This window comes from uncultured Mailhella sp. (assembly GCF_944324995.1).
Lineage (GTDB): Bacteria > Desulfobacterota > Desulfovibrionia > Desulfovibrionales > Desulfovibrionaceae > Mailhella.
Genome location: NZ_CALUYL010000032.1, coordinates 24,238 through 32,564, shown reverse-complemented (window position 1 = coordinate 32,564; position 8,327 = coordinate 24,238). Strand labels below are relative to the sequence as shown.

11 protein-coding genes and 1 pseudogene are annotated in these 8,327 nt (G+C 58.5%); all 12 read right to left on the bottom strand.

The window, feature by feature from the left end; genetic code table 11:
* Positions 1–390: pseudogene (locus Q0K02_RS11450) on the bottom strand (hypothetical protein); the annotation flags it as partial.
* A 1-nt stretch (position 391) separates the two neighbouring features.
* Positions 392–940, bottom strand: coding sequence for a lipoyl synthase (locus tag Q0K02_RS11445; RefSeq protein ID WP_294488975.1), 549 nt, complete (start codon positions 938–940; stop codon positions 392–394).
* Positions 941–959: 19 nt separating this feature from the next.
* Positions 960–1,679 carry a phage tail protein gene (locus Q0K02_RS11440; RefSeq protein WP_294488972.1) on the bottom strand — a complete coding sequence of 240 codons (720 nt, stop codon included), beginning with the start codon at positions 1,677–1,679 and terminating at the stop codon, positions 960–962.
* Between the two features lie 8 nt (positions 1,680–1,687).
* Positions 1,688–2,398, bottom strand: a complete 711-nt coding sequence (locus tag Q0K02_RS11435) for a phage tail protein I (protein WP_294488970.1) — start codon at positions 2,396–2,398, stop codon at positions 1,688–1,690.
* The gene (locus Q0K02_RS11430) at positions 2,391–3,503 is read right to left on the bottom strand and encodes a baseplate J/gp47 family protein (RefSeq protein ID WP_294488967.1); all 1,113 of its coding nucleotides are present in this window, start codon (positions 3,501–3,503) and stop codon (positions 2,391–2,393) included. Before Q0K02_RS11430 ends, Q0K02_RS11435 begins: the two co-directional genes overlap by 8 nt.
* A 110-nt stretch (positions 3,504–3,613) precedes the next feature.
* Complete coding sequence (locus Q0K02_RS11425) at positions 3,614–3,826, bottom strand: hypothetical protein (RefSeq protein ID WP_294488964.1); 213 nt, start codon at positions 3,824–3,826, stop codon at positions 3,614–3,616.
* On the bottom strand, positions 3,826–4,209 hold the full coding sequence (locus Q0K02_RS11420) for a phage tail protein (RefSeq protein ID WP_294488961.1): 384 nt from the start codon (positions 4,207–4,209) through the stop codon (positions 3,826–3,828). Before Q0K02_RS11420 ends, Q0K02_RS11425 begins: the two co-directional genes overlap by 1 nt.
* A gap of 7 nt (positions 4,210–4,216) precedes the next feature.
* On the bottom strand, positions 4,217–4,894 hold the full coding sequence (locus Q0K02_RS11415) for a phage baseplate assembly protein V (protein ID WP_294488959.1): 678 nt from the start codon (positions 4,892–4,894) through the stop codon (positions 4,217–4,219).
* Positions 4,894–5,166 carry a hypothetical protein gene (locus Q0K02_RS11410; protein ID WP_294488956.1) on the bottom strand — a complete coding sequence of 91 codons (273 nt, stop codon included), beginning with the start codon at positions 5,164–5,166 and terminating at the stop codon, positions 4,894–4,896. Before Q0K02_RS11410 ends, Q0K02_RS11415 begins: the two co-directional genes overlap by 1 nt.
* Positions 5,163–5,930, bottom strand: coding sequence for a hypothetical protein (locus Q0K02_RS11405; protein WP_294488954.1), 768 nt, complete (start codon positions 5,928–5,930; stop codon positions 5,163–5,165). The genes Q0K02_RS11410 and Q0K02_RS11405 overlap by 4 nt, the downstream gene beginning before the upstream one ends.
* 9 nt (positions 5,931–5,939) lie before the next feature.
* Entirely contained in the window at positions 5,940–6,149 is a 210-nt protein-coding gene (locus Q0K02_RS11400) for a tail protein X (protein ID WP_294488951.1), read from the bottom strand.
* On the bottom strand, positions 6,139–8,316 hold the full coding sequence (locus Q0K02_RS11395; protein WP_294488948.1) for a phage tail tape measure protein: 2,178 nt from the start codon (positions 8,314–8,316) through the stop codon (positions 6,139–6,141). Before Q0K02_RS11395 ends, Q0K02_RS11400 begins: the two co-directional genes overlap by 11 nt.
* Positions 8,317–8,327 lie beyond the last annotated feature (11 nt).

Sequence of the window (8,327 nt, the reverse complement as noted above, 5' to 3'; positions counted from 1 at the left end):
GTTCCGCAAAAACAGTCCTTGCAAACGAGGTGCATATAATCCAAGCCCTTGCGGATGTTTTATCCATTTGCCACGCCAGGCGTCTTTTTCTTCGGAGGTGGCCGTAGATTCAAGCAGCATACCGTTGAAGCCGCCGGCGTCATATTTCTCCTTCAGTTCAGGATAATCTTCGAAAAGGAACAGCGAACCGTCGGGAATGCCGAGACACGAGGGAAGAGTGGCCATGGTCGTGGGGATAAGGCAGCCGATAAGGCTTTTCCGCCAAGTCTCCATCTGGTCATACCACTGGTTAAACTTGTCCACGTCCAGCGGAATGAGTTCCTTGCGGAATTTGAAGGGACGCACGGGATTGTCGCCAAAGAGATGACGGAAAAGAGCAGGGTAGGCCATGTTATTCTCCTTCGGTGAGCAGGTTTTCTTCCGCACGCAGGGCATCCATTTCCGCAGCGTACTGGTTCATGAGGGCGATTTCTTCGGCATATTCCTCGGCGCTGGCCCGGCCTGTGGCGATTTTTACGCCGATGTAGTCATGCGCCCTGAACCAGCTTTCCAGCTCGGCCATGCGGGCACGACGTGTTTCTTTTTCCACTTCCGTTTCCGGCTTGGCCGGCCTTTCCAGAAGGGCGTTTTCGGGAAGGGGGCCGAGGTCTTCCATGTGCCGGGCAGGAGAGCTCCAGTCGTCTTCCGGAAGCCAGAAATCGGTGCCCGAACCTTCGATGATGACGCCGCCTTTGTCGCGCTTCTGACGGTGGTCTTCCTTGATCTGCCAGGCATGGCCGTCCCAGCAGGCAGCCTGTCCTTCGGAGACTTCGGGAGGCGCGACGGACGTCGCGCCCTGGACATCGAGAATGTATTGTCCATTCGGTCTCTTCTGGGCGACACGGGACGACAGGAATTCACCGCTTTTCATGTCGTAAAAGTGGAGAAGGAGAGAAGACATATTACCTCCGGGATAAGGGTTAGAGACGGGAGCCGAAAAGGACCATCTGCATTTCGTCGCCGCTTGCAGCGCTGAAAAGCAGTTTGATGGTAGTCGAGACAGTGCCGGCGTTTCCCGTTTCCGCGAATGCGCTGGCATCGACGGGATAGCCGTTCCAGAAGAGCAGGAGCTGGTCTCTGCCCACGATGTACGAAAGTCCGTCGGGCAGAGTCAGCGTTCCGCCGCTTTCGACGGGGGCGTTCAGAGTCCAGGTTTTCTGCTCACGGGAGCTGATGCTGTCCACATATTCGCGTGTGGCCAGCACCTGAGCCGGATCGATGACCAGCTGAATGAGGCTGGCATCCTGCACTCTGAAGACCATTTTGACGGTCATGTCCGTGGCGGAGCCGGACTGAATGTCGGTTTTCTCCGTGAGCGGCGTGTTGCCGATGGCAAAGAGCGTACCGTCGGCCAGGAAGAGACCGACTTCCCGGATGAAGAATCCACCTGCGGACTGAGGAATAACCAGCTCCGCCGTGATCTGGTCGGGGTTGTCCGGGTCCACGGTCAAAAGGTTGATGTTGGCCCGATAGACCTCATGAACAAGAGCCGTCATGGTAGCCTGCGGGGTTACGGGAGAGCCGTTGCCGTCGCCGACGGCCATGTGGGTCAACTGCACGGTGCTGCCCTGAGACAGCGCAACCTGAAGAGCGTTGCGCCCCAGGTTTGTGGTGACCGTTTTGTATGTCTGATCTGCCATGTTTCCTCCTACGAGCAGATGGTCATGGAGCTTTCAATGTGAGTGCCGAGACCGCAGAAGGAGTTCAGCGGCTGGGCGTCCAGCGCGTCTATGAGTTCCGGTTCAATGGTTATGCAGGTGCCCATGCATACGGCAGTTCCGCAATGCGTGGTCACTGAGCTTGCCAGGGCCAGCGTGATGCCGTCGCAGATTGATCGTTTGGACTTGTTGCTTTCTATGAGGCGGTGTGCCCGCTCTATGGCATCCTTCATGATGCCGTCGCCGAAAACGGATATGGCCACCTTGAAGTGGTACGGCTCCGCCCCGTATTCAAACCATTCCAGCACCGTTGTGCTGATGTCCTGAAAAGCGGCGTCGATAGCGCGTCTGACGGCCCATCGGGTTCCCTTTTTCCTGTGCAGCGCAATGGACGTGCGAACCATGTCGAGCTTGGCGTCATAGCTTTGCGCCAGATCGTAATCATCGACATGATACTGCCAGGCCATGAGGTCGAGCAGGTTCTCTTCCAGGTCTTTCAGGCCGCCGGACTGTTCGACCAGGCGCTCCAGCGCGGGAGCAAGCGGCTTTCCGTCGCCTGACAGACGGGTAATGAGAAGGATGGAGGCTATGGCGGCATCGCCGGCACAAAGATGCGGCTCCAGGGAGTCGGCCACGCCATGCATGGTCCGGTCCATGGACAAACTCGCGGGAAGCAGCTCAAGGAAGGGACGATCAGACATCTTCAATCCCTCCAAAGGTCATGGAAACGGCGTCTTCCACGGCGAGCTGTGTTTCAGTCAGGGCCTGAAAAACAGGGGAGGAAAGTTCTACGCGCTTGGCTCCGGCATCCATGATCCTCCGAATGAGTTCGGACGGATTGATGTCCCGGCCGGGCTGGCTGCGCTGCCAGAGCCGGTAGGACTCGACGGCAGCGGCAACGGCCTCCGTGATGGTGTCGAGCATGGTGGAGTCATCCGCTGTGGCATACCATTTGCCCGTGATGTCATAGGAGACCGTATCCGGAGCAGCGACCTGCACGTTGTCGGTAAGCGGCCGGACATCTTCGGCAGACAGCGTTTTCTGGACGAGTTCGATGGTCGCAGGGTCCGGGAGTTCTCCGTTTGCCATGACAAGCCGGATGTCCACCGTTCCGGGCGTGGGCGTAGTGACGGACACGGCAGCAATCTTGGTGCTGGCGGCCAGAGTCAGCGCCCGATAGGCGCCTTCCGGTCCGGCGACGGAAAACGCTTCCGGAGCGAGCCTGATGCGTTCCCGAAGCCGATCGTCGCTTTCCTCGTCGTCTCCGTCGGTGCTGGCGGAGACATTGCTTGCCGACGCAACGTAAGCCACGATGTCCACCATTTCGCAGAGCTGGCCGGCTACAAGTCCGTTTGCTTTGGAGCCGCCTTCCACGGCTTCGGCAAGCACGTCCACAAACGTTTCTCCGGGCTCGATGACTGCGGCGGACGTCGTTTTGAACACCGCAGTACCGTCGCGGGTGGCAACACGGCTGCCGGAAGGCACGGTGACGGAAAAAGTCAGCGCTTCCTGCAGAGAATAGCGGAGCATGGTGCGTGCCGGCTTGGCGGCAAGACGCTCCACGCCGAGCAATGCGCCGAGATGATCGAGGTGTCCGCCTGTGGCATAGGCCAGGAGGCCCTGACGGCCGGCCAGATTGATGACGGCATTCTGTACGGCCAGACGATAGGCCAGCGTTGCCAGAAACAGACGCACGGGGTCGGCCGGATAAAGGGTTTTGCCTGTGGCGGCTTCATATTCGGCAATGAGATTCGATTCGATGACGTCGGAGCGCTCTTCTGCAAAAGAGACATCAAGCAGTGGCATAATCAGGACTCCCGAAGACTGAAGGTGATACGGGGAACAAGATGCCCCAGCATGGCGTCGGCATCCGTGCGCCTTTCGAGCCGGAGGCTTTCAACCTTGACCCGCGGCTCCTAGGTTTCAATGGCCGTAGTCAGTGACCCGATGAGACGGGCCGTTTCCAGCGGAGAAGGGGAGTCAAGCACGGCAGGGTCATGGGCAAAGCTGCGATGAAGAGGGACCGATCCCATGAAGGTCAGCACGATCATGCGGATGTTCTGGGTGATTTCCTCCATGCCGCTTGCGCCGATGACGATGGGGGCATTGTCCACGAGAAGTTCAGGCATCAGACGTACTCCTTGAGTTCCAGCGTGGCATCGATGCAGAAAGGGCCGCTTTCCCCTTTGCCGCGCCAGCGTTCCGTGACGCTTTCGATGATGACGTTGCCGCAGTTCACGCCCATGAGAATGAGCGGCACAACTTGTCCCTGACGGCAGAGATCGGCCAGTCTGGCAAGATCCGCTTCCGGCTGAATCAAGCCTATTTCCACAAGGCGGATCTGCATGGTGATGGAGTCGAGATCCTCGCTGAGGTACTCAAGGCGGGGCTTGGCACCGAGAACGTAGTGCGTCTCATACCGGGAGGATATTTTCCGGCTGATGTCGCGCGGCGTTCTGACAAAGGAGGCCGATGTTTCAAAGGGAATATCCCCCAGCGATCCTATATTCATGGCAACCTCAGTGCGGGGTGTCGGTCTGCCCGTCCGGGCAGGTATGGGTATGATGAGCCACGGAAATGCCTTCCGCCTTCATGTCGCCCGTGCTGTCCACGGTTCCGTCCACGTCCACCTTGCCTTTTATGCTGAAGGTGCCGGCACCGCCGCCATGACCTTCGGAAGAGATCGCCCCGGAAAGCATGATGCTGGGGGCCTTGAGAGATATACTGGAGGACGACTCGATCTTGATCGCACCTTCCGCGGTGAGCGATGCCGAACCTTTGACGGTACACTCAGCGTCGCCCTGAACGGAGGCGGAAAGCTTGTGGGCCTTGCGGTCATAGGAAAGCTCCGTGCCGTCGGAAAACCTGCGGTAAAAGACGTCGCTGTTCTTTGAAGGAGCCGTATTGGCATCCGAGTAGTAGCCGCCGAGAACGACGCCCGCCTCAAGTCCTGCTCCAGAGAAGAGCACGGCGACCCGGTCGCCCACGTCGGGCATATCCTGCACGGTATCCTTGCCCGCACGGGGGAAAAGAACCTGCAGAGGGTATGACACCATGTCGTCGCCGTCTTCCAGTACGACGCGAACCGTACCTTTTTCCGGCTGGACGGTGGACACGGTGGCAAAGCGCAGGCTGGCTCCGCGGTTGCCTTCCAGTGCGCTTATACGGCGGTCAAAGCTTGCCATGTCGAAAGACATCATCCCTCCAGCGTCTTGCGGATTTTCAGGCGGACGGTATAGCCGGGCTTCAGCATGTGGTGAGCTTCCACAATGGCGTACTTGCCATCCCATTGACCGAAGCCGGCAAGCTCGATGTTGGAGCCGGAAACAAGGCTGGGATGCCCCATAAGTTCCAGCTCCGCGGTCTTTTCCTTTTCGTTTTTCTTCCGCAGTTCGGCCCGGCCGAGCTGCACGGCTTCCGTGGAATTTTCCACACGGCTTTCAAGTGTGAGAGTCTTGTCGTCGCTCATTGGTCTTCTCCCTTCACTTCCACTTCGGCCTTCTGCAGCTTGCCGGTTGCGGGATCGGTGTACTTCACCACGGCGCGTCGATAGCCGGTATCGGAACTGGAATCGAGAAAGCGATAGCGGGAAGGCGAAAACTGACTTCCGGATTTGGGGATGGTCAGAACAGGCTCGGCCTGATCGGCATCGTCGGCTTCAAACAGCACCAGCTTGTTTTCGTGAACCTTGCATTTGACGCCGCAGGCGGAGGCGAGTCGCTGGAGAAAGGCAAGGTCCGCTTCATCACGCTGGTCCTTGCGGCCGAAGCTGTGTTCCCTGGCGGTGTACATGAGGCCCAGACCGTTGCGTCCGGCTATCTCTGCGGCAATGCCCTGCAGGGAATATCGTTCCCATGCCTGAGTGCGCTTCGTGTCCCTGATGGACGACGTGAGGGAAGCGGAGAGCGCCTTGATTTCCACGCGGTCGGGCGGGCCGGAGAATTCGATTTCATCCACGGTGAACCGGCCGCAGGGAAAGGTGATTTCCTTTTCTTCATCCCCCTCATTCTCCATCCAGTTGACCACCGTGAAGGAGGCATTGATTTCCGTGCCTTTCCTGGGCCTCCAGTCGCCGGACCAGTGACCGTCCCTGTCGTGGAGAGAAAGACGGACTTCGTCGGCCTTGCCGTTTTCGTGGTCGATGTATTCAAACTCCATAACGCTGGCGTTCATGTAGTCCGTGGCGTCGTGGCCACCGATGTCCACATGAAGCTTCACTCTTCGGGCAAGCATGGGCACCCCTTATTCCGTCATCCAGGGAGGAAGGTTGCCGGCCATGGTGGATGTTTCCACGTCGGGCACGACCAGGACTGTTCCTGCGGGGAAGATGAGCACGTCGGCATATTCCGGATTGGCCAGAATGAGCAGATGCATGAGTTTTTCCCTGCCCCACAGACCATAGGCGATGCTGTCCCAGGTATCGCCCTGCAAAGTTTTGTAGCTAGACGCCATAGGCCGCCCTCTGCTGATCCCGGACAATCCGGTCAAGAAGCTGCTCGAATTCGGAACGTCGTTCCTGGATTGCCTGGACGACCCGTTCCGCGAAATCCCTGTCGGGAATGCCGCTCATCTGGAAGCTGAAGTTTGCCGTGACGGGGGTCCCCGGAAGCTGGCCCTGAGAGACCGGCTGTCCGGCCTGAGAAGACGAGGGCGACGCGGCCCCTGATCCGTAAGGAGCCGGAAGAACAAAGGGCGACCCCTGCGGAACAGGAGGCAGAGGTGGAACGACAGTCTTGGGCGGTGGAACAACCGCTTCCGGATTAACCGTTTCGGCTTCTTCTTCGTCATCGCCTCCAAAGCCAGCCCATTTGCCGAGAGACTTCAGCGTATCCCCGAAGCCTTTGATTTTTTGCCAGACACTGCTGATGATGTTTCCGATGTAGCCGAATACAGCGTCAAAGGCAGCACGTACCGGCTCACAGGTCTGGTAGAGATAGATAAGCCCGGCCACGAGAGCCGCGACGGCCGTGACGGCGATGCCGATGGGGTTGGCGGAAAATGCTGCATTCAGTCCCCACTGAGCGGTGGTGACCGCGGCAATGGCTGCTCGACCGCCCAGAAGTACAGAGCGGAACAGGCTGTAGGCCAGAGCGCCGGCGCGAACCACAGGACCGAGCAGCATGAATCCCGCTGCGGCTCCCACGATAACGGTCGTGAGCGTCTGATGCTTTCCGGCAAAATCCGCGATGGCAGAGATGTACGGGCCGAGGGTATCAAGACCGGCATTCAGCGCAGGCAGTACGACGGAGCCGAGAGTAATCCCCATTTCCGCCAGTCTGTTTTTCATGATGACGAGATTGTTGGCCGTCGTCTTTGAGCGGTTGGCAAACTCCTGCTGCATGGCTCCGGCATACTGGGACTCGTCGCCGGCAATCTCAAGATTCTGCCTCACAAGTTGCAGGTTCTTAAGAAGCGGTGCGATGGCGCCGATGCTTTCCTTGCCGAATATCTCGCTCATGATGGAAAGCTGTTCGGCTTCCGGAAGCCGCTTGACCGCTTCGAGGACACTGATGACCGCAGCCGGTCCGTCCTTCTGCATCTGCCGGGAGAGCTTGACCACATCGATGCCGAGCTTGGCAAAGGCTTCCCGCTGGCTTTTGGTGGCGGCGCTGCCGGCCGTCAGGGAGAGAAGCATATTCTTGATGCCCGTGGCTGCCACTTCAGGAGCGAGCTTCATGGAGTCCAGCGTTGCGGCCAGCGCCGTCATGGGCTTGGCGGACACGCCGGCGATCTGTCCAAGAGAACCGATGCGCCGCACAATGTCGGCAATGCCTTTTTCCGACGCGGAAGAGGTGTTGGCGTACTGGTTCATCAGATCCAGCATGGAGCGGGTATCTTCAAACGAGAGGCCGAGAGCCGTCCTGTAGCCGCCGATGGCATCCGCGGCTTCGTCATTGCTCATGCCGAAGGCCACCGCCATCTGTGCGGCCATGGTGGCGAATTCGCGCAGGTCACTGATGGCGGTCATGCCCTGCTGACCGCCGGCCGCGAACAGAGAAGCAATCTGGTCATGAGTCAAAGGAAGCTCACGCCCCAGACTCTTTACGGCGGCTTCCATCTCATAATAAACCGGAGTGAGAGCGCCGGTTTCATCGCGCATACCGTCAATGGTTTTCGCCGCGTCGGCCATGGCAGACTCAAAAGAAATGGCGGAGCGTACGGGAGCCGCCACAGCCATGACGCTGGCCACATCGCCCACGATATTCTGGCGCAGCATGGAGCGCTTGTTCTGTTCCCCCTGCATGGAAGACAGAAGCTCTTTTTTGCTGTTCAGCGTTTCCAATGTGGCGGCGGCTTTTCGATGCTGCGTTTCCCATTCAGCAACGGAAGCACCGTATTTGAGAGCTTCCTGCCTGGCCTTCACATAGTTTGCCGATACGCGCTGCAGCTCGGCATGAAGCTTTGCATCGGTTCCCCCGGACGCCCGATACTGATCCACCAGGGAAGAACGCTGGTTTTGCAGCGTGATGGCTTTATTCAGAATGGACATCTCCTGTCGGGTTTTGCCCATCTGTGCTTGTGTTTGTTTGATTTTATTGGAGACTGTGGTAAATGCAGAATTGACTGAAGCCGCAACCGTGGCACCAATGATGAATCCTACGCCGAAATTCTGTGCCATGGTGTTTCTCC

What these genes read in the sequence shown, in the direction of transcription:
- Q0K02_RS11420 (WP_294488961.1), bottom strand. Translation starts at nt 4,209, where the DNA reads ATGAATATAGGATCGCTGGGGGATATTCCCTTTGAAACATCGGCCTCC.
- Q0K02_RS11405 (WP_294488954.1), bottom strand. Translation starts at nt 5,930, where the DNA reads ATGCTTGCCCGAAGAGTGAAGCTTCATGTGGACATCGGTGGCCACGAC.
- Q0K02_RS11430 (WP_294488967.1), bottom strand. Translation starts at nt 3,503, where the DNA reads ATGCCACTGCTTGATGTCTCTTTTGCAGAAGAGCGCTCCGACGTCATC.
- Q0K02_RS11400 (WP_294488951.1), bottom strand. Translation starts at nt 6,149, where the DNA reads ATGGCGTCTAGCTACAAAACTTTGCAGGGCGATACCTGGGACAGCATC.
- Q0K02_RS11410 (WP_294488956.1), bottom strand. Translation starts at nt 5,166, where the DNA reads ATGAGCGACGACAAGACTCTCACACTTGAAAGCCGTGTGGAAAATTCC.
- Q0K02_RS11445 (WP_294488975.1), bottom strand. Translation starts at nt 940, where the DNA reads ATGTCTTCTCTCCTTCTCCACTTTTACGACATGAAAAGCGGTGAATTC.
- Q0K02_RS11440 (WP_294488972.1), bottom strand. Translation starts at nt 1,679, where the DNA reads ATGGCAGATCAGACATACAAAACGGTCACCACAAACCTGGGGCGCAAC.
- Q0K02_RS11435 (WP_294488970.1), bottom strand. Translation starts at nt 2,398, where the DNA reads ATGTCTGATCGTCCCTTCCTTGAGCTGCTTCCCGCGAGTTTGTCCATG.
- Q0K02_RS11415 (WP_294488959.1), bottom strand. Translation starts at nt 4,894, where the DNA reads ATGTCTTTCGACATGGCAAGCTTTGACCGCCGTATAAGCGCACTGGAA.
- Q0K02_RS11425 (WP_294488964.1), bottom strand. Translation starts at nt 3,826, where the DNA reads ATGCCTGAACTTCTCGTGGACAATGCCCCCATCGTCATCGGCGCAAGC.
- Q0K02_RS11395 (WP_294488948.1), bottom strand. Translation starts at nt 8,316, where the DNA reads ATGGCACAGAATTTCGGCGTAGGATTCATCATTGGTGCCACGGTTGCG.